General features: G+C 60.3%; 16 protein-coding genes and 1 pseudogene. 13 read left to right on the top strand and 4 right to left on the bottom strand.

Going from position 1 to position 22487, the window contains the following annotated elements:
- Window positions 1-112: 112 nt before the first annotated feature.
- The 4 genes from BLT55_RS01215 to edd all read right to left on the bottom strand — a co-directional run bounded on the left by BLT55_RS01215 (window position 113) and on the right by edd (window position 5157).
- Complete coding sequence (locus tag BLT55_RS01215; protein WP_054998921.1) at window positions 113-1519, bottom strand: ATP-binding protein; 1407 nt, start codon at window positions 1517-1519, stop codon at window positions 113-115.
- A gap of 61 nt (window positions 1520-1580) precedes the next feature.
- Window positions 1581-2318, bottom strand: coding sequence for a response regulator (locus BLT55_RS01210; RefSeq protein ID WP_007253017.1), 738 nt, complete (start codon window positions 2316-2318; stop codon window positions 1581-1583).
- 50 nt (window positions 2319-2368) lie between these two features.
- A complete protein-coding gene (locus BLT55_RS01205; RefSeq protein ID WP_007253016.1) occupies window positions 2369-3334 on the bottom strand; it encodes a glucokinase in 966 nt (321 codons plus the stop codon).
- Window positions 3331-5157 (bottom strand): phosphogluconate dehydratase, encoded by a 1827-nt coding sequence (gene edd, locus BLT55_RS01200; RefSeq protein ID WP_007253015.1) that lies wholly within the window; start codon window positions 5155-5157, stop codon window positions 3331-3333. The genes BLT55_RS01205 and edd overlap by 4 nt, the downstream gene beginning before the upstream one ends.
- Before the next feature lie 218 nt (window positions 5158-5375).
- On the opposite strand from edd, the gene gap reads away from it, so the two are divergent.
- The 13 genes and pseudogenes from gap (at window position 5376) to gcvP (ending at window position 22430) form a co-directional block, all read left to right on the top strand.
- Window positions 5376-6377 (top strand): type I glyceraldehyde-3-phosphate dehydrogenase, encoded by a 1002-nt coding sequence (gene gap / locus BLT55_RS01195; RefSeq protein ID WP_007253014.1) that lies wholly within the window; start codon window positions 5376-5378, stop codon window positions 6375-6377.
- 166 nt (window positions 6378-6543) lie between these two features.
- Window positions 6544-7062 (top strand): RNA polymerase sigma factor, encoded by a 519-nt coding sequence (locus BLT55_RS01190; RefSeq protein ID WP_054998922.1) that lies wholly within the window; start codon window positions 6544-6546, stop codon window positions 7060-7062.
- 57 nt (window positions 7063-7119) lie between these two features.
- Window positions 7120-8085, top strand: a complete 966-nt coding sequence (locus BLT55_RS01185) for a FecR family protein (protein ID WP_007253012.1) — start codon at window positions 7120-7122, stop codon at window positions 8083-8085.
- A 121-nt stretch (window positions 8086-8206) separates the two neighbouring features.
- A pseudogene (locus BLT55_RS01180) lies at window positions 8207-10780 on the top strand (TonB-dependent receptor).
- 131 nt (window positions 10781-10911) lie between these two features.
- Window positions 10912-11526 (top strand): biliverdin-producing heme oxygenase, encoded by a 615-nt coding sequence (locus BLT55_RS01175; RefSeq protein ID WP_054998923.1) that lies wholly within the window; start codon window positions 10912-10914, stop codon window positions 11524-11526.
- The gene (locus BLT55_RS01170) at window positions 11523-11987 is read left to right on the top strand and encodes a YbaN family protein (protein WP_007253009.1); all 465 of its coding nucleotides are present in this window, start codon (window positions 11523-11525) and stop codon (window positions 11985-11987) included. The genes BLT55_RS01175 and BLT55_RS01170 overlap by 4 nt, the downstream gene beginning before the upstream one ends.
- A 102-nt stretch (window positions 11988-12089) precedes the next feature.
- The gene (locus BLT55_RS01165) at window positions 12090-12446 is read left to right on the top strand and encodes a DUF5064 family protein (RefSeq protein ID WP_054998924.1); all 357 of its coding nucleotides are present in this window, start codon (window positions 12090-12092) and stop codon (window positions 12444-12446) included.
- 507 nt (window positions 12447-12953) lie between these two features.
- Window positions 12954-14462, top strand: coding sequence for a sigma-54-dependent transcriptional regulator (locus tag BLT55_RS01155; RefSeq protein ID WP_054999133.1), 1509 nt, complete (start codon window positions 12954-12956; stop codon window positions 14460-14462).
- A 173-nt stretch (window positions 14463-14635) separates the two neighbouring features.
- Window positions 14636-16366, top strand: a complete 1731-nt coding sequence (locus BLT55_RS01150) for a PAS domain-containing sensor histidine kinase (RefSeq protein ID WP_054999134.1) — start codon at window positions 14636-14638, stop codon at window positions 16364-16366.
- Window positions 16351-16740 (top strand): response regulator, encoded by a 390-nt coding sequence (locus BLT55_RS01145; protein WP_007253005.1) that lies wholly within the window; start codon window positions 16351-16353, stop codon window positions 16738-16740. Before BLT55_RS01150 ends, BLT55_RS01145 begins: the two co-directional genes overlap by 16 nt.
- 9 nt (window positions 16741-16749) lie before the next feature.
- Window positions 16750-18867 carry a putative bifunctional diguanylate cyclase/phosphodiesterase gene (locus BLT55_RS01140; RefSeq protein ID WP_054999135.1) on the top strand — a complete coding sequence of 706 codons (2118 nt, stop codon included), beginning with the start codon at window positions 16750-16752 and terminating at the stop codon, window positions 18865-18867.
- Window positions 18868-19171: 304 nt separating this feature from the next.
- Entirely contained in the window at window positions 19172-19555 is a 384-nt protein-coding gene (gene gcvH / locus BLT55_RS01135; RefSeq protein ID WP_007253003.1) for a glycine cleavage system protein GcvH, read from the top strand.
- A 10-nt stretch (window positions 19556-19565) separates the two neighbouring features.
- Window positions 19566-22430, top strand: a complete 2865-nt coding sequence (gene gcvP, locus BLT55_RS01130) for an aminomethyl-transferring glycine dehydrogenase (RefSeq protein WP_054999136.1) — start codon at window positions 19566-19568, stop codon at window positions 22428-22430.
- Window positions 22431-22487: the final 57 nt, after the last annotated feature.

Raw genomic sequence — 22487 nt, 5'->3', positions numbered from 1 at the left:
TCTAACCAAGCCGGAGGCGGCAACAGTAACGAAGGGATGCGAAAATGTCACAGAATGGTGACATTTGGCAAAGTCCCCGGCCGCAAAGGTCTAAAGCCCACTACACGATCAATCATTCAACCGTCCGCGGTAGATACAACGTCACCCGCAGCCCACCACCGCGCAGGTTCTGCAAACTGACTTCGCCACCGTGACTGTGGGCGATGTTGCGGGCGATCCCCAGACCCAGGCCGTAACCCTGCTGCTGATTGCCCGCGAGGCGGAAATGCGGCTCGAAGACGTGTTCGAGACGCTGCTCGGGAACGCCCGGACCTTCGTCGTCCACGTGCAAGACAAACGCTTGGGCATTGTCTTCGACCTTCAAATGCGCTCGATGCCCGTATTTAAGGGCGTTGTCGATCAGATTGCCAATACAGCGCTTGAGCGCCAGCGGCTTGCCGGGGTACGCAGCCTGCGCCTCGCCCTGCTGCGTGACGCGCCCGCTGCCATCAGCCAGCAACCAGGGTTCGACCAGACAGTCCAGCAGTGCATTGAGGTCGACCGGCTCGATATTTTCGTGAATGTCGGTGTCTTTGACGCATTGCAGCGCGCCCTTGACCAGCATCTCCAGTTCATCCAGATCGCGGCTGAACTTGCGTTGCAGCTGCTCGTCTTCCAGCAGTTCGACCCGCAGCCGCAAACGGGTGATGGGCGTGCGCAAATCGTGGGAAATCGCGCTGAACAGTTGGCCCCTTTCGGTCAGGTAGCGGCTGATCCGGGTGCGCATCGCATTGAACGCGCGGCTGACCTCGACCACTTCGCTGCCGCCGCCTTCATCCACCGGCACCACGTCCGCACCCAGCGACATGTCCCTCGCAGCGCGCGCCAGCCGTTTTAGCGGACGGCTTTGCCAGTGCACCAGCAAGCCGATGAACAGCAACAGAAAAAGGCTGGTCAGGACGATGAACGAGACCTGCTGGAGAGGCAGCTCCTGCTCTTCGAGCGAGGTGTAAGGCTCGGGCAATAGCGAGGCAATGTAAAACCATTCGCCCGGCGCCATTTCGATCTGCGTCACCAGCACCGGCGGGTTCACCGGTTCGAGCGTCAGCGCGTAATGCGCCCAGGAGCGCGGCAGCTCGTCGAGCTTCAGGCCGCTATTGAAAATCCGCAGTTCTTCCGGGCGGGCAAACCATACAGTGATGGCCGGATCGTTGCCCATCCGCTGGCGCAATACTTCACCGACGACGTCCAGCACCGCCTGTTTGCGCGGCGTGGGTTGCATGATCGGCATATCCAGCGGGTGATCGTTGAGCGAGACCACGAAGCGTGTGCCGCCCATGCTGCGCAACTGATCCAGCACCATCGGCCGGTAAGCCAGCGGCAATGAGCGAAAGTAGCTGACACTGGCCGCCATCGAATACGCCAGGCTCCGCGCACTGGTGACCAGCCCTTCCATCTGCGTGACACGCAATTGCGACAGCCAGATCACGCTGGACAGCGCCTGAGCCATCAGCACCGCCAGTAAGGTGAGCAGCAGCATGCGGCCCAACAGTGAGCGCGGCAGCGGCAGGCCGGCTTTTTTTCGACCCGTGGCAAGCGGCTTAATAATTGCCGCCTGCTTGCGTGTTGACGTTCGCCGCCAGCAGGTAACCGCTGCCGCGTATGGTGCGAATCAGACGAGGCGACTTGCCGGTATCGCGCAAACGCTGGCGCAGGCGGCTGACCGCCATATCGACGATGCGCTCCAGCGGCATCAACTCGCGCCCACGGGTGGCGTTGCCGATAGTGTCGCGGTCGAGGATCTGCTGCGGGTTGTCGAGAAACAGCTTGAGCAGCGCAAAGTCGGCGCCGGACAAAATCACTTCTTCGCCATCGTTGTGAAACAGTCGATGGCTGACCATGTCCAGACGCCATTCATCGAACACAATCACATCGCCGCTCGCACGTTCCTGGCCGAACTGGGCACGGCGCAACAGCGCTTTGATTCTGGCCTGCAGCTCGCGCGGGCTGAAGGGCTTGCCGAGGTAATCGTCGGCCCCCAGCTCCAGGCCGATGACGCGGTCGGCTTCGTCGGAGCTGGCGGTCAGCATGATGATGGGCACATGCGGTTGGCGCGGATGCTGGCGCACCCATTTGCACAGGCTGAAACCGTCTTCGTCGGGCAGCATGACATCGAGAATCAGCAAATCGCTCGACGCCTCATTGAATGCCTGACGAAATCCAGCGCCATCGCCAACGGTGCGTACCTGAAAACCGGCGCGGCTCAGGTAGGTGTCCAGCAACTCGCGAATCTCCTGATCGTCATCCACCAGCAGGATCGATTTACTGACTGAACTCAAAATGAGGCGTCCTTGTTTGGCTGCAAAGCTTTGTTGTTATGGGATGTTGCTCAGATCTGCGAACCGAAAGCCTGTTGCAAGGCAACACCTGACCCCATCAGACCAGGGTATTCGGCGGTGACCAGCCAGACCGGCAGGCCTTTGAAATAGTCGCTCATCACGCCTTTTTCTGCCATGGCGCGCTTGAAGCCGCTGTTGATGAAGAAGTCGACGAACCTCGGGACCACGCCACCGACGATGTACACACCGCCCAAGCCACCCTGAACGAGCACGTTATTGCCCACCACGCGGCCCAGAAACACACAGAACTGTTCCAGTACCGCTGCCGCCACCGGATCGCCCGCCAGCGCCGCCGCGGTGATCGCGGCAGGCGACTTGAGCACTGCCTCGACGTTATCCAGCGCGCAACTGACCTGATAGAGCAGCAACAGGCCCGCACCACTGAGCACCACTTCGGCACTGACGTGCTCGCGCTCGGCCATCAGCCGCGCCCACAGCAACGCTTCGCGCGGGCTGCCGATGGGCAGGTCGGCATGCCCGCCCTCCCCCGGCAACGCCATCCAGCGATCACCCTCCAGCTTGATCAGCGTACCGACGCCCAGACCGGTGCCCGGCCCGACCACGACACGCGGCCGATCCGGTTTGCCCTGACCATGGCAGACGGTCAGGTACTCGTCATCCTTGAGGCGGGTCATGCCCAGCGCCATGGCGGTGAAATCGTTGATCAGCAGCAGGTGATCGACCTTGAGATCGGCGCAGAACGCTTCGCGACTGAGCTGCCAATGACTGTTGGTGAACTGAAACAGATCACCGTCGACCGGCCCGGCGACCGCCAGACAGACGTAGCCGATATCACCGCGCTGCAACTCAAGGTCCTGAAGATAGACTTCGATGGCCTTTTCCGGGCCTGCGTAGTCAATGGTCGGGAATACCCGGACAGAATGCAGCGTGTCGTCTTCCCATATGGCAAAACGTGCATTGGTACCGCCGATGTCACCGACCAGGGCCAACTTCACTTGAGCTTCTCCAGACTAGAGGTAAAGGCGCTGGCGCCTTGCTCTGCGGAGCTGAAGGCCATGCGCATGAATCCAAACAGCTCGCGACCGCAGCCAACGCTATTGTCGAGCTGATTGACGGCCGGTTCGCGGGCGGCCAATTCTGACGCCTCGACCAGCACTTGTAACGTGCCTTTTACGCCATCGACGCGGATCACATCGCCATCGCGCACCAGTGCCAAAGGGCCACCGTCGAACGCTTCAGGGCAAACGTGAATCGCTGCCGGGATCTTGCCCGAAGCGCCCGACATCCGTCCATCGGTCACCAGCGCGACCTTGAAGCCCCGGTCCTGCAGAACGCCCAGAAACGGCGTCATCTTGTGCAGCTCGGGCATACCGTTGGAGCGTGGCCCCTGGAAACGCATCACGGCAACGAAATCACATTCCAGTTCGCCGGCCTTGAACGCATCAGCCAGGTCCTGCTGATCCTCGAACACCTTGGCCGGAGCCTCGACGATCTGGTGCTCGGGGGCGACCGCAGAAACCTTCATCACGCCACGGCCCAGGTTGCCCTCCATGACCCGCAGGCCACCTTCCGGCGAAAACGGACGCGACACCGGACGCAGTATATTTTCATCCAGGCTTTCCAGCGGACCTTCGCGCCAGACCAGCTTGCCGTCTTCCAGAAAAGGCTCTTTGGTGTAGCGGCTGAGGCCGTAACCGGCCACGGTATTGACGTTTTCGTGCAGCAGGCCTGCAGCGAGCAACTCGCGAATCAGGAACGACATGCCTCCGGCAGCCTGGAAGTGGTTGATGTCCGCCTTGCCGTTCGGATACACATGGCTGAGGGTCGGCACCACTTCCGACAGATCGGCCATGTCCTGCCAAGTCAACTGGATACCGGCAGCCTGGGCGATGGCGGGCATGTGCAGCGTGTGGTTGGTCGAACCGCCTGTCGCGTGCAGCGCGACAATGGAGTTGACCAGCGAGCGCTCGTCGACGATTTCGCCGATCGGCATGAAGTTGCCGCTCTGTTTGGTCAGCCGGGTGACCTGCTGCGCCGCCTCGACAGTCAGCGCATCGCGCAACGGCGTGTAGGGATTGACGAACGAAGCACCGGGAAGGTGCATGCCCATGACCTCCATCAGCAGTTGATTGGTGTTGGCCGTGCCGTAAAAGGTGCAGGTGCCGGGGCCGTGGTAGGACTTCATTTCCGAGTCCAGCAGCTCTTCGCGGGTGGCCTTGCCTTCCGCGTAACGCTGCCGCACGTCGGCTTTTTGCTTGTTGGAAATCCCCGACACCATCGGCCCGCCGGGCACGAAAACGGTCGGTAGATGACCAAAACGCAGCGAGCCCATCATCAGGCCGGGGACGATCTTGTCGCAGATACCCAGCATCAACGCGGCATCGAACATGTTGTGGGACAACGCCACGGCGGTAGACATGGCGATCACTTCGCGGCTGGCGATGGCCAGTTCCATGCCCGGTTCGCCCTGGGTAACGCCATCGCACATGGCGGGCACGCCACCGGCAAACTGACCGACCGATCCAATGTCACGTAACGCCTGTTTAATCTGCGCAGGGAAGTGTTCGTAGGGCTGATGCGCCGAGAGCATCTCGTTGTAGGAAGAGACGATCGCCACGTTCGCGGCATTCATCAGACGCAGGTTTTGCTTGTCTTCCGGGCCGCAGGCAGCGACCCCGTGAGCAAAGTTGGCACATTGCAGTTTGCCGCGCATCGGGCCTTCGCTCGCTGCACCGCGAATCAATTCAAGATAACGCTGACGGGTGTCACGGCTGCGAGCGATGAGCCGCTCGGTTACCTCAAGAATGCGGGGATGCATGTGGTGAACTCCAGGCTAACGTCTAAGGTCACCCGTAAAGACGGTTCCGGTTATCGAGCTGTACGGTCAGGAGGTTGAACCCTGATCTCGATCAACCGGGAGGGCCTTTCAGGCTTGTAGTTGTAGATAAAACAAAATATTGCCACTAAAAAGGCTTGTTTTCTATTTCCATGAGAATAATCTTGTAATTCCAACAACAAATTCAGAAGGACGGCTGTATGACTCTTCGTATCGCAATCAACGGTTTTGGCCGAATCGGCCGCAACGTCCTACGCGCACTGTATACCCAAGGCTACCGTCAGGACCTGCAGGTCGTCGCCATCAACGATCTGGGCGACAGCGAAATGAACGCGCACCTGCTGCGTTTCGACACCGTACACGGCCCTTTCAGCGGCACGGTCGAGTGTGACAAGGAAAGTCTGACCGTCAACGGTGACCGTATTTCGGTCAGCGCCATCCGCAACCCGGCCGAATTGCCGTGGAAAGCGCAGAACATCGACGTGGTGTTCGAATGCACCGGCCTGTTCACCAGCCGCGACAAGGCTGCAGCGCACCTGACTGCCGGTGCGCGCAAGGTGATTATCTCTGCCCCGGCCAGTGGTGCCGATGCCACCATCGTCTATGGTGTCAACCACGACACGCTGCGCCAGTCACACCAGATCATCTCCAGCGCATCGTGCACCACCAACTGCCTGGCGCCGGTGGCTCAAGTGCTGCATCGCGAACTGGGCATTGAAACCGGGCTGATGACCACCATCCATGCCTACACCAACGACCAGAACCTGATCGACGTCTACCACACCGACCCGTACCGTGCGCGTTCGGCCACCCAGTCGATGATCCCGAGCAAGACCGGGGCTGCCGAAGCGGTGGGCCTGGTGCTGCCGGAACTGGCAGGCAAACTGACCGGCATGGCCGTTCGTGTGCCGGTGATCAACGTCTCGCTGGTCGACCTGACCGTGACCCTGAAGCGTGAGACCACGGCTGAAGAAGTCAATGCGCTGATGAAAGAAGCCAGCCAGCATTCCAAAGTGCTCGGTTACAACACCCTGCCGCTGGTCTCCCACGACTTCAATCACAACCCGCTGTCGTCGATCTTCGACGCCAATCACACCAAAGTCAGCGGCAAATTGCTCAAGGTGCTCTCGTGGTACGACAACGAATGGGCGTTCTCCAACCGCATGCTCGACAACTGCCTGGCGCTGCATAACGCGCAGTAACCGTTTCATGAGCAGTTGGACGTGATGGCTGGCGTCACCGCAAGCGGCTCTTACTGGAACGCAGCAACGAGACACTGCCGGAACAAATATTTACCGATCCACGCTTGACCCGACCAGAAGATGAGAAGCATTATCATTTGCTTGAATCTTCGGTCGGGCTCTCCTTGTGTCGCAGTCTCGCTTCAATGACGTCTTTCTGGCCCAACGTGCCGTGCTGTTGCGCACGTTGCAGCGCATGGTTGGCAGCCACAGTGCCGCCGAGGACTTGCTTCAGGAGACCTGGCTACGCGTCAGTCGGGCACTGACCGAACACCCCGTCGATCATCTCGAACCCTTCGTCTTCCAGACAGCCCGCAATCTGGCGCTGGATCATTTGCGTGCCCGGCGCATTCATGGCCGGACCATGATCGAGGACGTTTCCCCCGCACAACTGGAACGCGTCGTTGCCCAACTCGGGGCCCCCGAAGATGCCGCGCACGCCAAGCGCCTGCTCGAAGGGTTGAGCGCCAGCCTGAGCACACTCAGCCCGCGTCAGCAGAAAATCTTCACCCTCAGCCGCCTCGATGGCTGCAGTTATCTGGAGATCGCCGAGCAGTTGCAGGTCTCGGCCAGCACGGTGCAAAAAGAATTGAAACTGATCATGGCGATCTGCGTGGGCGTGATTTCAAGGCTTGACCCGCCCTGAATGCTGCCGCAGGCTCCAGACTCTTATCGACACAGTTTCAGGATTCCGAGGAACACCGTGCCCCCGAGAACAGAACGTCCGCAAGCGATTGCGCAGGACGTATTGAACGATCGCGCAATGGATCAGGCGCTGACCTGGCTGATCGAGCTGGAAGACGCCGATGCCGATCGGCTGGCAAGTTTCCAGACATGGCTGAATGCCGATCCAGCGCACGCGCGCGCGTTCGACAAGGCCCGGGCGATCTGGCACTCGCAGCCTGTTCAACTCGCGGCTGAAACCCTCGCGCAGCCACGCCAGCCTTCGATGTGGCAGCGTGTCCGCCCGCACTGGAAACCGCTGGCCACCGCCGCCGTTCTGCTGCTTGGGCTGTTCAGTTTCAGCAATCTACCGTTACGCCTGCAAGCGGATCACCTGACCGTGGTCGGCGAGCGCCAGCGGCTCGAACTGACCGATGGCTCGAAGGTTCTGCTCAACACCAACTCGGCGTTTTCCAGCCGGATCGACGGCCAGCAGCGCTCTGCCCGCCTGCTTCAAGGCGAAGCGTTCTTCGATGTGGCGTCCCGGCCGGGCTTGCCATTCGAAATCGAAGCCGGGCCGGTACGCATGAGTGCCGACAGCACCGCGTTCTCTGTGCGTTATCTGGACGGTGTGGCGCAAGTGGACGTACAGCGCGGCGCTGTTGATGTGCATGCTGTGCGAGGCAACTCAAGCCTCAGCCTGGCAGCCGGAGAACGCCTTCGCATCGGGCCTGGCGGTTTTGGAAACCGTGAAAAACTTGATCCGGCGCGGGACCTGGCCTGGGTGCAGGGCCGACTGGTCTTCGCCAACAGCCCGTTGAGCGAAGTGCTGGCTGAACTGCGTCGCTATTATCCAGGCTGGATCATCAGCCCCAATGCGCGACTGAATCAGGTGGCCGTCACCGGCAATTATCGCCTCGACAACCCGCTGGATGTGGTGCGCTCGCTGGCGCAGATCACGTCGGCGAGCGTGCATGAATTGCCCGCGCTGGTGATTCTCAACTGAAGCAGAATTTTTTTACTCGATAGCGGCTGGCCGTTCGTCTAGTTATAGCCGATGCAACTGATTCTCATCCGGAAGCAGTTTGCAAACACTATAACGAGCAACACCCCAGGGAGCGCTACCGATGTCACCCACGTTCACGCCTGTCGCCCACAGCCGCGCACGGCTCACGCTTTCACTGCTGACCCTTGCAGTGCTTGGCGCAGGTCTGCAGGCACTGCCCGCCCATGCTTCCAGCGAAAATGTTGCGTCGCCACGCCCGGCTGGCACCTACACCTTTTCGATCAGCCAGCAGCCGCTGGTATCGGCCCTGAACGAATTCAGCCGCGTCACCGGCTGGCAGGTGGGCATGTCAGCGGAACTGGCACAAAATGTAACCACCGGTGGCGCAAGCGGCAACCTGAGCGCGACGGCCGCGCTGGACAAATTGCTGGCGGGCAGCTCACTGAGCTATCGCAACCTCGGCAATAACAATGTGGTGCTGGAAAAACACATTGCCGGGGTCATGGCCCTCGATCAGATCACCGTCAGTGCAACGCGTCAGGCTCAGGACGTGGTCACCGTGCCGAACACAGTCAGTGTGCATACGCGCGAACAACTCGACCGCCAGAACATCAACACCATTCGCGACCTGGTGCGTTACGAGCCAGGCGTGTAGGTGGGCGGCGCAGGCCAGCGCGCAGGCACGACCGGTTACAACATTCGCGGCATCGACGGCAACCGCGTCCTGACCCAGGTCGATGGCGTTGAAGTGCCCGACAGCTTCTTCACCGGCCCCTATGCGCAGACCCACCGCAACTATGTCGACCCCGAGATCGTCAAACGCGTGGAAATCCTTCGCGGCCCCGCCTCGGCCCTGTACGGCAGCAGTGCCATCGGCGGCGTGGTCAGTTATTACACGCTGGACCCGGATGACATCATCAAACCCGGCAAGGATATCGGCGCGCGCCTGAAAACCGGCTACAGCTCGGCAGACGAAAACTGGCTGAACTCGGCCACCCTCGCCGGGCGTCAGGGCGAGTTCGACGGCCTGCTGCACCTGAGCCAGCGCAATGGTCACGAAACCGAATCCTATGGCGAAACCGGCGGCACCGGGCTGGCTCGCACCGAGGCCAACCCGCAGGACGCCCGCAGCACCAATGTGCTGGGTAAGCTGGGCTGGAACTACGCCGATGGCGCGCGTCTGGCGCTGGCCTATGAAAAGTACAAGGATGATCGCGATACCAACCTGCTGAGCGCAGTGGGCGGACCGTTCACCAATGGCAGCGGGCTGGGCATGTATCGGTCGCGCGAGGGTAACGACACGATCACCCGTGAACGCTTCGGTATCGAGAACACGTTCAGTCTCGACAGCCCGCTGGTGGATAACCTCAAATGGAGCCTGAATTACCAGACCGCCAAGACCGACCAAAGCACCGACGAACGCTATTTCCCGTTCTCCCGCGATGTGTATCGCCAACGCGATACGGAGTATCAGGAAAAGCAGTGGATTTTCGATGCACAGCTGGACAAGGCCTTTTCCATTGCCAGTACCGATCATGTGCTGACCTACGGCACCACCCTCAAACAACAGAAAGTCACCGGACTGCGCAGCGGCAGCGGGACCTGTGCGCGAGTGTTCGGCTCGTGTCGTGTGGTCGGTGCAGACAGCCCGAGCGACCGACTGGCCGCAACCAGCGATTTTCCGGACCCGACCATCACCAGCTACGCGCTGTTCGCTCAGGATCAAATCAGCTGGAACGACTGGACCTTCCTGCCCGGCGTGCGCTATGACCACACCCGGCTCGACCCGGAGTTCACGCCGGAGTTTCTCAGGTCGGTCAGCCTGACCGACACCGGCCAGGCTAACGATGAAACGCGGACATGGCATCGCCTGTCGCCCAAGTTCGGCGTGACCTACGCGCTGAGCGACCAGTACACCGCGTATGGCCAGTATGCCGAAGGCTTCCGCACGCCTTCGGCCAAAGCGCTTTATGGACGCTTTGAAAACCCCACTGCCGGGTACGTGGTCGAGCCCAACCCGGACCTCAAGCCGGAAACCAGCAAAAGTTATGAAACCGGTCTGCGTGGCCGTTTTGAATCAGGCTCGTTCGACATCGCCGTGTTCTACAACAAGTACCGCGACTTCATCAACGAGGACGCAATCACCCCCGGTTATGACGAACTCACTTTCCAGTCCAGCAACATCAAGCACGCCACCATAAAGGGCGCAGAGTTCAAGGGCCGTCTGAATCTCGACAGCCTGGGCGCGCCAGACGGTCTGTACAGCCAGGCATCCATTGCTTACGTACACGGGCGCAACGAGGACACGGGCGAACCGATCAACAGCGTCAACCCGCTGACCGGCGTCCTCGGCCTCGGGTATGACCAAGGCGCCTATGGCGGCCTGTTGAGCTGGACGCTGGTCAAGCGCAAGACCCGCGTGGACGACAGCAATTTCCACACACCGGATGGCACCTCCAGCCAGTTCAAGACGCCGGGCTTCGGCATTCTCGACCTGACCGGGTACTACAAAGTCAGCAATGACGTGACCGTGAACGCGGGCCTCTACAACCTGACCGACAAGAAGTACTGGCGCTGGGATGTCGTGCGCGGCTACGACGGCGTGGGCGAGGCTGGCGTGACTGCGCCCGCCAATCTCGATCGCCTGACCCAGCCGGGACGCAACTTCAGCGTCAATCTGGTGTGGGACATCTAAACCCGACAGTGACTCGAAGCCCGCCGTCGAATAAAGGCGGCAGGCTTTTTTTACGCTCTCGGGGCTGGCTATTCGTCTATTCAACAAGCCCTTTTTTCAACATGCCTCCTATTTCAGCAAGGAAGACCTCGATGCCCCTCGACCAGACCCGACCGACCCTGCGCTCGCAACGCCTCAGCCAGATAACCCATGCGCCACACGAACAGCTCGACAAAGCGGTCAAGGCCCATGCGCCGTTTGCATCCCTGGCCGGTTATGCCCGTTTCGTGGTTGCGCAGTACCTGTTCCAGAGCGAACTGCAAGGCCTGTACAACGATCCCGCGCTGCAGGCAATCATCAAAGACCTGCCCACACGCTGCCGGGCGGAACAGGCAAAGGCAGACCTTACCGACCTGAACATGGACATCCCTCACCCCGTGCCCGGCGCAGTACACGCCACAAGCAGCGCCGAGGCACTCGGCTGGTTGTTCGTTTCCGAGGGCTCCAAGCTGGGCGCGGCCTTCCTGATCAAGCGCGCCGAAGCGTTGAACCTGAGCGACAGCTTCGGTGCTCGCCACCTGGGCGAACCCGAAGGTGGCCGCGCCGCAGGCTGGAAGACGTTTGTCAGGACGCTGGATGACCTGCCGCTGACGGCCCAGCAGGAAGCGCAACTTGATCAAGGAGCGATTGCAGCCTTCGAGCGATTCAATGTACTGCTGCAGCACGCCTACATCGATGCACCTGTCGCCGAAGCAGCTCAGGCATGAAAAAGCGCCCGGTGCTGTTAAGCTGGCCGGGCTTTCCGAACCTGCCTGTAGAGACCATGACGTACAAACCACCCGGCTCCCGACTTTCACGCCTTTTATACGGCATCCTAGCCTACACCGCGCTTGGCATAGGCATTGTTGCGATCTTTGTTCCTGGCCTGCCGACCACCGAATTCATTCTGCTGGCGGCCTGGGCAGCGACACGCAGTTCGCCGCGGCTGAACGCCTGGCTGGAAAACCATCGGGTATTCGGGCCGATCCTGTACAACTGGCGTAATGGCCGACTGGTCGCCCGCAAGGCCAAAATCAGCGCAACCGTCAGCATGCTGGTGTGCGCGGTGGTCATGCTGAGCCTGATCGGTCATGCCTGGTGGCTGTATCTGGCCCTGACCGGGATGGCACTGGGCAATATCTGGATATGGTCGAGACCCGAGCCCGCCAAAGCTGACCGTGAGCATTGACCGAGACAGCTGCACGTGAGCGCCGCCACATGCATAAGGCTGAACCGTCCGGGCACGATCAGTGTCTGACTGAGCACACTCATCATCTGATGGAGTCACTTCATGTACGAGCCAGGCCATCTGCATCTCACCTACGTAGCGCTGCAACCGTCGGATATCAGCTATGACATCCACTTGCGCTACGACGTGAACGAAGACCCCAAGGAAGGCACCTCCATGCATTTCACCATGCAAGGTGAAATCGCTGGCAAACCGTTCGAAGAGCAGTTCCAGCTGACACGCGATCAGGCCTTCAACTTCGCTCACGATGCCAGCCGCATTGCCATCAGACACGGTCTGCCCAATTCCGCTGCTCTGCCCATCGCCCAACATAAAGACTACGACCAGATGTTCGACGACATTCGCAATAAACTGAACGTCAAATCAGGCGATCCGGTCAAGCCGGAGCATCTGGAATAGGCTTGAGCGGTAAGCTTCAAGCCAAGATTGTCATGCCCACACTGGACGCTCATCTCGATGAGCCCGAAAATCGGGCTTCTGCCCGTAGGGCGTGGGAGCGGACCGGGCGACGTTTCGTTTGTCCGCGAAGGGCTGCGGAGCGGCCCTGAATTCAGCTGCCTTGGTTGTGTCTGGCACACCGAGGCGGTCGGTTTTGCTGCCGGTTCCCGGCAGTTCGCGGACAAGTCCGCTCCCACAACAAGCGAAGGGCTGCGGAGCGGCCCTGAATTCAGCTGCCTTGGTTGTGTCTGGCACACCGAGGCGGTCGGTTTCGCTGCCGGTTCCCGGCAGTTCGCGGACAAGTCCGCTACCACATCCAACAGATCGCTGACAAGCGAAGGGCTGCGAAGCGGACCTGAAACAGGCCACATTGATTGTGCCTGACACACTGTATGCCACCGGATTTCACCAAACCCGTCACCACAAGGCATACTTGCCGCCCTCTTCGTTGCGAACCGTCAGGGCCCCATGCGTATCCACGTCAGTTTCATCGACCGCGTTGGCATCACCCAGGAAGTGCTGGCGATTCTGGGTGGGCGCAACCTGAATCTGGATGCTGTGGAGATGGTGCCGCCCAACGTGTACATCGATGCGCCCACCCTCAGCCATCAGATGCTCGAAGAGCTCAAGGACGCGCTATTCCGGGTTCGGGGCGTGGAAGCAATCACAGTGGTGGACATTCTTCCCGGTCAACGCCGCCATCTGCAACTGGACGCGCTGCTCGCCGCCATGACCGACCCGGTGCTGGCGCTGGACAGTGCCGGGCATGTACTGCTGGCCAATCCTGCGCTGATTGCGCTGATCGGTCGTGAGCCGGCCGGTGAATCCATCGATGAACTGCTGGTCGCACCCGGCCTGCAGACAACCCTGCTGGAAAACGGCTTTCGCTTGCCGCTGCGGGAAATCACCTTGAACGGTGAAGCCTTGTTGCTCGATGCGACCCCGATAACCGAAGCGGGCGCGCTGATCACGCTGTACCTGCCCAGCCGGATCGGCGAGCGTCTGTCGGCGCTGCACCATGATCACGCCGAAGGTTTTGATGCCTTGCTGGGCGACTCGGCGGCAATCCGCACACTCAAGGCCCGGGCACAACGGGTCGCAACGCTGGACGCTCCGTTGCTGATTCAGGGTGAGACCGGGACCGGCAAAGAACTCGTTGCCAGAGCCTGCCATGCCAGCAGCGCGCGCCATGGCGAGCCCTTTCTGGCCTTGAACTGTGCAGCGCTCCCGGAAAATCTGGCGGAAAGCGAGCTGTTCGGTTACGCACCCGGCGCATTTACCGGTGCCGCGCGCGGCGGTAAGCCAGGGCTGATGGAACTGGCTAACAAGGGCACCGTATTCCTTGACGAGATCGGCGAAATGTCGCCGTACCTGCAAGCGAAACTGCTGCGTTTTCTCAATGACGGCAGCTTTCGACGCGTTGGCGGGGATCGGGAAATCAGGGTCAATGTGCGGATTTTGAGCGCAACCCATCGCGATCTGGAAAAAATGGTCAGCGAAGGCTCCTTTCGCGAAGACCTGTTCTATCGCCTCAACGTGCTCAACCTGCACGTGCCGCCCCTGCGCGAGCGTGGTCAGGACATTTTATTGCTGGCGCGTTATTTCATGGAGCAGGCCTGCGCGCAGATCCAGCGCCCGGTCTGCAGACTGGCACACGCCACCTACCCTGCCCTGCTGGGCAACCGCTGGCCGGGCAATGTGCGCCAATTGCAAAACGTGATATTTCGCGCTGCCGCCATCTGCGAAGCCACCCATGTGGATATAGGCGACCTGGACATCGCAGGTACGGCAGTGGCGCGCCAGAACGACGCTCCGGTCGACAGCCTCGAGAACGCTGTAGCCGTGTTTGAAAAGCAACTTCTGGAAAAACTTTACGCCGATTTCCCCTCCACTCGCCAGTTGGCGGCCCGCCTGCACACCTCGCATACCGCAATCGCGCACCGCCTGCGAAAGTACGGAATCTCTGCCAAGCCCTAGCTTGCCAGCAAGATTTGTCTAAAAAACATTCAGAAAAGCTTCATTAAATAAATAAACTGCCGATAGCGTCTGGTATGTTCGACAAACCTCTTATCACCCATTTGAATGGGTGTCCGTAAGTTTGTATTACGGCCGTAATGGCAGACAGGGTCACGTAGTAACGGGAAAGAATCATGCAAACCCCGCCAGTAGACCGCCAAGCCGCCGAGCCACAGTCTCGTGCCGAAACGATAGTCGAATCCCGCCGGCAGAAAATCCTGCTGAAAACCGGCGCGCTTCAGGACGCCATTTTCAACAGCGCCTATTTCTCCAGCATCGCCACCGATGAGCACGGCGTCATACAGATTTTCAACGTCGGCGCCGAACGCATGCTCGGTTATCACTCCGAAGATGTGGTCGATAAAATCACCCCGGCCGATATTTCCGACCCTGCCGAGCTGATCATTCGCGCCGCAGCACTCAGCCATGAGCTGAATACGCCTATCACACCGGGCTTTGAAGCCTTGGTGTTCAAGGCCTCACGCGGTATCGAAGACATTTACGAGCTGACCTACATCCGCAAGGACGGCAGCCGCCTGTCCGCGATGGTCTCGGTGACCTCGCTGCGTGACAGCACCGAAACCATCATCGGCTACCTGCTCATCGGCACCGATAACACGGCCCGCAAGCAGGAAGAAGAAGCCCAAGCGTTGCTCGATCAGCGGCTGCGGGATCAGCAGTTCTACACCCGCTCGTTGATCGAATCGAACATCGATGCGCTGATGATGACCGACCCGCAGGGCATTATTTCCGACGTCAACAAGCAGATGATGGCGCTAACCGGGCGCACCCGCGACGAACTGATCGGTGCCCCCTGCAAGAATTTCTTCACCGACCCGGCGAGCGCCGATGCGGCGATCAAACGCGTGATCAGCGAACACAAGGTCAGTGATTACGAACTGACCGTGCGCGCCTACGACGGCACGGAAACCGTCGTGTCATACAACGCCGCCACCTTCCATGACCGGGATCGCAAGCTAAAGGGTGTATTTGCCGCGGCTCGCGATGTCACCGAGCGCAAGCGCTTCGAACGGACGCTGGAAGAGAAAAACATCGAGCTGGAGCATGCCAGCCACATGAAGTCCGAGTTTCTGGCGACCATGTCCCATGAACTGCGCACGCCCTTGAACGCGATCATCGGCTTCTCCGAAGCCCTCAAGGACGGAATGGTCGGCGACATGAGCGACGCCCAGCGTGGTTACATCGGCGACATCTTCAACAGTGGCCAGCATTTGCTCTCGCTGATCAACGACATTCTCGACCTGTCCAAGGTCGAGGCCGGCATGATGACGCTGGAGCTGGAACCGGTCGATCTGGACGAACTGTTGAGCAACAGCCTGCTGATCGTCCGCGAGCAGGCAGCGCTGCAACGCATTCAACTGAAGCTGGAAACCGACGCCGACTTCGGCCTGCTGGAGCTGGACCGACGCAAGACCAAACAGATCGTCTACAACCTGCTGGCCAATGCGGTGAAGTTCAGCGCCCCGGGAGGCTGGGTCACGCTCTCGGTGCGTCAGGTTCCAAGCGCGCAGGCTGGCGTACTCGAGGGTGACTGGCCGACGCATGTCTTCCCGGTACCGCCTGGTGACTACGAGCAGTTTCTGGAACTGAGCGTCAGCGACACCGGCATAGGCATCGCCCAGAGCGACATGAACAAGCTGTTCAAAGCGTTCAGCCAGATCGACAGTGGCCTGGCACGTAAATTCGAAGGCACGGGGCTGGGCCTGGCGATGGTCAAGCAACTGGCCGAGCTGCATGGCGGTAGCGTGGCGGTGGCGAGCGTCAAAGACCTCGGCGCGCGCTTCGTGGTCTGGCTGCCGATCCGCACGCTCGAAACCGGGGAGGCGCAGTGGCCCAGATCATGATCGTCGAAGACAACGCGGCCAACATGCGTCTGGCGCAACTGTTACTGACCAGCGCCGGGCACGTCGTGCTCTGCGCAACGGACGCCGAAACCGGCCTGAAACTGGCACGCGAGCATCAGCCTGACCTGATCCTCATGGACATTCAGTTGCCGGAAATGGATGGCCTGAAAGCCACCTCATTGTTGAAAAAAGACGCCAGCACCGCAGCGATTCCTGTAGTCGCACTGACCGCAATGGCGATGAAAGAAGATGAAGAGAAAATCCGCCTGGCAGGCTGCAATGCCTACATCATCAAGCCTTTGCGCTACCAGGAGTTGTACCGGGTTATCGATTCCCTCCTCGACAAAAGCCCGGCTCAACAGCCCCTTACCTGAGCACATGTCATGACCCAGAGCGCCTCAACGATCCTGATTGTCGATGACGATGTCCATGTCCGGGACCTGCTGGAAGTGCTGTTACAGAATCAGAACTATCGGACGCTGACAGCAGAGTCGGGGGAAGTCGCACTGGAGATGGTCGAACTCCACGCGCCGGACCTGATCCTGCTGGATATCATGATGCCCGGCATGGACGGCTACGAAGTGGCCAGCCAGCTGAAAGCCAATAAAAGCACCGCCAACATCCCGATCATCATGCTTTCCGCACTCGATCAGCAAAGCGCGCGCCTGTCCGGGCTTGAGGCCGGTGCCGAGGAATACCTCAATAAACCCGTGGACAGCTCTGAACTGTGGCTACGGGTGCGCAACCTGTTGCGGCTCAAATCATTTGGCGATTACCTGAAAAGCCACAGCATGATTCTCGAAGAGCAGTTGCAACAGCGCACTATCGATCTGGAGCGCTTCCGCACCGTGATGGACGCCTCGGAAGACGCGATCTTCCTGATCAATCGCAACACCATGAGCCTGATCGAGTTCAACCGCAGGGCCTGTCAGTTGCTGGGTTACACCGCCGAGGAACTGTCACACAAGACGCCGGCCGAGCTGGGCGAGACGTCCATGGAAAACCTGGAAGTCGTGTATGACCAGATCATCGCCGGCAAAGGCCCCAGCGAACCGCTCGAGACGCAGATTCGCGACAAGAGCGGCAATGATGTTGAAGTCGAAATCCATCGCCAGGCGTATCGCACCGGTGAAGACTGGGTCATCGTCGGTATCGTGCGCGACATCACCCGGCGCAAGGAAAGCGATCAACGTCTGCTGACCATGGCCCACTACGACACGCTGACCGGGCTGCCGAACCGTGACCTGTTTTTCACCAGCCTGCAGATGGGCCTCACTCAAGCGGCCATCAGTCGCTGGAAGCTGGCGGCGCTGACGGTCAACCTGGATGGCTTCAAGAACATCAACGAAACCTGGGGCCACGTCCTGGGCGATCAGGTTTTGCTGGAAGTCAGCCATCGCCTCTCGGAGTGCCTCAACGCCAGCGACACGCTCGGACGCGTGGACGGCGACGAATTTGCCCTGATTCTGATGATCCGCGACGGCCAGGCCGACACGCGCAAGACGCTGGAACGTATCCGCAAGGCGTTGCGGGTGCCTTTTCATGTCGAAGGCCAAAGCATCGTCATGACTGCCAGCATCGGCATCGCCCTTTATCCGGAAGACGGCGAAGACGCGCGCGAGTTGATCAGGCACGCCTACACCGCCATGAACAGCGCGAAGAAATTCGGCATCGACAGCTATCGGTTCTATACCGCGCAGATGAACGCCGACGTTTCGGCGCGCCTGGAGCTCGAAACCGCCTTGCGCGATGCAGTAGAGAAACAGGCATTCGAGATTGTCTATCAGCCCAAGCTCAACCTGGACGATAACCGGATTTGCGGGCTGGAAGCATTGCTGCGCTGGCCGCGTCCCGGTCAGCCAGGTGTTTCGCCGGCGGTGTTCGTGCCGGTCCTGGAAAGCCTTGGCCTGATCGGTGAGGTCGGTAACTGGGTGGTCGACAGCGTTTGCGCGCAGATTGCCCGCTGGCAGCGCTCTGGGCTGGGACTGTTTCAAGTCGCGGTCAACGTGTCTGGCCAGCAGATTTCCAACAGCAGTCTGGTCGCCGACATCCGTCAGGCCCTGACCAAGCACCGGGTCGAACCGCGCTGGCTGGAAGTCGAGCTGACGGAAAGCTCGTTGATGGAAAACACCTCGCACACCATCGCGACGCTGGAAACGCTCAAGTCAGCAGGCGTGAGTATTTCAATCGACGACTTCGGCACCGGCTATTCAAGCCTCGCGTACCTGCGCCGCTTCCCGATTCACAAGCTCAAGATCGACATTGCTTTCGTTCGCGAGGTGACTAGCAATCCGCAGGATGCCGCCATCGCCCGGGCAATCATCGAACTGGCCCACAGCCTGGGTCTCAAAGTGATCGCCGAAGGCGTAGAGACGCCCGAGCAACTGGCGTTCCTGCGTGAAAGCCATTGCGATCAGATTCAAGGCTATCTGATCAGCAAACCGTTGCCGCTTGCAGAGCTGGAAAGGTTTTTGCGCGCCTCCGAAAAGCAGGTCGGCTAGCGGTTGAAACCGTGCACGGCGGCGCTGAAGGTCAAGGGCGCCGCCTTACCCGTCACGAAATCATTCCATTGGAATGATTTCGCTACAAATCGCGTACAGCCCTTCGTTTCAAGGCCTTGATCGTTCAGCCATTTCAAGGTGCCCACCGACTGTAGCGTTTTCGCTACAGAGCACCTTCGATTGATGCCGTCTGAACAGCCTAACCAACTGATTTTATTGAATAAATAAAAAATGGCCGTGAAATTGCTAAGTGCCTTCTCATATGCTCGCGCCTGACGCGAGGCCAGTTCTTTAAGGAGCCTGTATGAGCGATTTGCGATTCACCGTTGACCACGAATGGCTGCGAGCCGAAACCGACGGCAGCGTGACGGTTGGCATTACCCCCTACGCGCAAGAATCGCTCGGTGACGTGGTCTTTGTGCAGCTTCCGGAATTGCAGGCCTACACTCAACACGCCGAGGTATCGGTGGTGGAATCTGTCAAAGCCGCCAGCAGCATCAACATGCCGCTGGACGGTGAAGTGGTCGAGGTCAACGCAGCGCTCGACGCCACGCCGGAGCTGGTCAATGCAGACGCCCTTGGCGCCGGTTGGTTCTTTCGCTTCATCCCGCAAAATGCCGACGCGATCCACGGCCTGCTGGATCAGGACGCCTACGACCGCCTGATCAAAGCCAACGCCGAAGCCTGAGGAGCACGCCATGACTGACCGTATTCAACTGAGCACCGCCAACGAATTTATCGCCCGTCACATCGGCCCGCGCGCCGACGACGAGCTGGCCATGTTGCAAACGTTGGGTTTTGACTCCATCGAAGCATTGAGCGAAAGCGTGATCCCGGAAAGCATCAAGGGCACCAGCGTGCTCGATCTGCCTGCCGGACAGAGCGAAGCCGATGCGCTGGCGTCCATCAAAGCCATCGCCAGCAAGAACCAGCTGTTCAAAACCTACATCGGCCAGGGTTACTACAACACCCATACACCTGCGCCAATCCTGCGCAACCTGCTGGAAAACCCGGCCTGGTACACCGCTTATACCCCGTATCAACCGGAAATCTCCCAAGGCCGTCTGGAGTCGCTGCTCAATTTCCAGACCCTGATCAGCGACCTGACCGGCCTGCCGATTGCCAACGCCTCGCTGCTGGACGAAGCCACCGCAGCGGCGGAAGCGATGACGTTCTGCAAGCGCCTGAGCAAGAACAAAAGCAGTCAGCAGTTCTTCGCCTCCAGCCACTGCCACCCGCAGACCCTCGATGTATTGCGCACCCGTGCCGAACCGCTGGGGATCACGGTCGTGGTTGCCGATGAGACCGAGCTGGGCGATGTCAGCGATTACTTCGGTGCGCTGCTGCAATACCCGGCCAGCAATGGTGACGTGTTCGATTACCGCGAACTGGTCGAGCGCTTCCACGCTGCCAACGCGCTGGTAGCGGTGGCGGCCGATCTGCTGGCCCTGACCCTGCTGACCCCGCCGGGCGAGTTCGGCGCAGACGTGGCTATCGGCAGTGCGCAACGCTTCGGTGTGCCGTTGGGCTTCGGCGGCCCGCATGCGGCCTATTTCTCGACGCGCGACGCGTTCAAGCGTGACATGCCGGGCCGTCTGGTCGGCGTGTCGGTGGATCGCCACGGCAAGCAGGCCCTGCGCCTGGCCATGCAAACCCGCGAACAGCATATCCGCCGCGAAAAGGCGACCAGCAACATTTGCACCGCACAGGTATTGCTGGCCAATATCGCCAGCATGTACGCGGTGTATCACGGCCCGCGCGGCCTGACACAGATCGCCAACCGCGTGCACCACCTGACCGCGATCCTGGCCGAAGGCTTGAGCCAACTGGGCCTGAAAGCCGAACAAGCGTTCTTTTTCGACACCCTGACGCTGGTCACCGGCAGCCAGACCGCCGCACTGCATGCTGCCGCCCGCTCGCGTCACATCAACCTGCGCGAAATCGACGATCAGCGTCTGGGCCTGTCACTCGACGAAACCACGTCACAGTCGGCGGTCGAAACGCTGTGGGAAATCTTCGCCAGCGATGGTCAGAGCCTTCCGGATTTCGCCGCACTGGCAGACAGCGTTCAGTCGCGTCTGCCCGCTGCTCTGCAGCGCCAATCGGCCATCCTCAGCCATCCGGTATTCAACCGCTATCACTCTGAAACCGAGCTGATGCGCTACCTGCGCAAGCTGGCCGACAAGGACCTGGCACTGGACCGCACCATGATCCCGCTGGGCTCGTGCACCATGAAGCTCAACGCCGCCAGCGAAATGATCCCGGTGACCTGGGCCGAGTTCGGCAATCTCCACCCCTTCGCCCCTGCCGAGCAGAGCGCTGGCTACCAGCAACTGACCGACGAACTGGAGACCATGCTCTGCGCGGCCACTGGCTATGACGCGATTTCGCTGCAACCGAACGCGGGCTCCCAGGGTGAATACGCCGGCCTGCTGGCGATCCGCGCTTATCATCAGAGCCGTGGCGACGAGCACCGTGACATCTGCCTGATCCCGTCATCGGCGCACGGCACCAACCCGGCGACCGCCAACATGGCCGGCATGCGCGTCGTGGTGACCGCCTGTGATGCGCGCGGCAACGTCGACATCGAAGACCTGCGCGCCAAGGCCGTTCAGCACCGCGACCAGCTTGCAGCGCTGATGATCACCTACCCGTCGACCCACGGCGTGTTCGAAGAAGGCATTCGCGAAATCTGCGGCATCGTTCATGACAACGGCGGCCAGGTTTACATCGATGGCGCCAACATGAACGCGATGGTCGGCTTGTGCGCGCCGGGCAAGTTCGGCGGCGACGTCTCGCACCTCAACCTGCACAAGACCTTCTGCATTCCGCACGGCGGCGGTGGCCCGGGCGTCGGCCCGATTGGCGTCAAGTCTCACCTCGCGCCGTTCATGCCGGGGCACGCACGCATGGAACGCAAGGAAGGCGCGGTCTGCGCAGCGCCATTCGGCAGCGCCAGCATCCTGCCGATCACCTGGATGTACATCCGCATGATGGGCGGCGAAGGCCTCAAGCGCGCCTCGCAACTGGCGATCCTCAATGCCAACTACATTTCGCGGCGCCTGGAAGAGCATTACCCGGTGCTGTACACCGGCGCCAACGGTCTGGTTGCGCATGAGTGCATCCTTGACCTGCGCCCGATCAAGGACAGCAGCGGCATCAGCGTCGATGACGTGGCCAAGCGCCTGATCGACTTCGGCTTCCACGCACCGACCATGTCGTTCCCGGTGGCCGGAACGCTGATGATCGAGCCGACCGAAAGTGAATCCAGAGAAGAACTGGACCGCTTCTGCGACGCCATGATCAAGATCCGCGAAGAAATCCGTGCGGTTGAAGAAGGCACGCTGGACAAGGACGACAATCCACTGAAAAACGCACCGCACACCGCTGCGGAAATCGTCGGCCAGTGGAGTCACCCTTACAGCCGCGAGCAAGCGGTGTATCCGGTCGATTCGTTGATCGAAAACAAGTACTGGCCTCCGGTCGGACGCGTCGACAACGTATTCGGCGACCGCAATCTGGTCTGCGCCTGCCCGTCCATCGAGAGCTATCAGGAAGCCTGATCGCCTGCTGCCAGCCTGCGCCGTTGGTCAGGGCGCAGGCGCATGGCTTGCCTTACG

This window comes from Pseudomonas cannabina (assembly GCF_900100365.1).
In the GTDB taxonomy this organism is placed as follows: Bacteria; Pseudomonadota; Gammaproteobacteria; order Pseudomonadales; family Pseudomonadaceae; genus Aquipseudomonas; species Aquipseudomonas cannabina.
This window is presented reverse-complemented; position numbering and strand designations above follow the sequence as displayed.

What these genes read in the sequence shown, in the direction of transcription:
- BLT55_RS01215 (WP_054998921.1), bottom strand. Translation starts at nt 1,519, where the DNA reads ATGCTGCTGCTCACCTTACTGGCGGTGCTGATGGCTCAGGCGCTGTCC.
- edd (WP_007253015.1), bottom strand. Translation starts at nt 5,157, where the DNA reads ATGCATCCCCGCATTCTTGAGGTAACCGAGCGGCTCATCGCTCGCAGC.
- gap (WP_007253014.1), top strand. Translation starts at nt 5,376, where the DNA reads ATGACTCTTCGTATCGCAATCAACGGTTTTGGCCGAATCGGCCGCAAC.
- BLT55_RS01175 (WP_054998923.1), top strand. Translation starts at nt 10,912, where the DNA reads ATGCCCCTCGACCAGACCCGACCGACCCTGCGCTCGCAACGCCTCAGC.
- BLT55_RS01170 (WP_007253009.1), top strand. Translation starts at nt 11,523, where the DNA reads ATGAAAAAGCGCCCGGTGCTGTTAAGCTGGCCGGGCTTTCCGAACCTG.
- BLT55_RS01165 (WP_054998924.1), top strand. Translation starts at nt 12,090, where the DNA reads ATGTACGAGCCAGGCCATCTGCATCTCACCTACGTAGCGCTGCAACCG.
- BLT55_RS01155 (WP_054999133.1), top strand. Translation starts at nt 12,954, where the DNA reads ATGCGTATCCACGTCAGTTTCATCGACCGCGTTGGCATCACCCAGGAA.
- BLT55_RS01150 (WP_054999134.1), top strand. Translation starts at nt 14,636, where the DNA reads ATGCAAACCCCGCCAGTAGACCGCCAAGCCGCCGAGCCACAGTCTCGT.
- BLT55_RS01140 (WP_054999135.1), top strand. Translation starts at nt 16,750, where the DNA reads ATGACCCAGAGCGCCTCAACGATCCTGATTGTCGATGACGATGTCCAT.
- gcvH (WP_007253003.1), top strand. Translation starts at nt 19,172, where the DNA reads ATGAGCGATTTGCGATTCACCGTTGACCACGAATGGCTGCGAGCCGAA.
- gcvP (WP_054999136.1), top strand. Translation starts at nt 19,566, where the DNA reads ATGACTGACCGTATTCAACTGAGCACCGCCAACGAATTTATCGCCCGT.